Origin of the sequence: Myxococcus sp. CA051A (assembly GCF_013336705.1) — a bacterium.
Lineage (GTDB): Bacteria > Myxococcota > Myxococcia > Myxococcales > Myxococcaceae > Myxococcus > Myxococcus llanfairpwllgwyngyllgogerychwyrndrobwllllantysiliogogogochensis.
The window spans coordinates 1-414 of record NZ_JABUMS010000088.1; the positions used below are offsets into that span (position 1 = coordinate 1).

Genomic DNA, 414 nt, shown 5'->3' on the forward strand with positions numbered 1-414 from the left:
GCCGCTGACGTATTCGTGCACGGACTTCTTCCACGCCAACGCGCCCACGGGCCTGGGCTTCGTGACGGTGCTGTCCATGAACCTGGACGCGGAAGCGGCCAATGCGGCGCCGCGCCGCACCAGCGTGGTGACGTCGCCGGGTGAGGTCTACGCGTCGAAGGACTCGCTCTACATGGCCACCGGCCATTGGTGGTGGTGGCCGGAGGTGGGGCAGTCGGACTTCACGTACCTGCACAAGTTCGACATCCGCGAGCCGGGCAAGGCCACCTACGTGGGCAGCGGCACCATGGAAGGCCACATCGCCAACCAGTTCTCCCTGGACGAGCACGAGGGCGTGCTGCGCGTCGCCACCACCGTGAGCACCCGGACCGTGGACCTGCAGAACCAGAACTGGTGGCGCTTCGACACCGTCAG

General features: G+C 67.1%; 1 protein-coding gene. It reads left to right on the plus strand.

The genetic code is table 11. The features are described 5' to 3' along the window. Window positions 1–414: beta-propeller domain-containing protein (locus tag HUA74_RS45035; protein ID WP_174459523.1), on the plus strand; the 414-nt coding region annotated here is incomplete at both ends.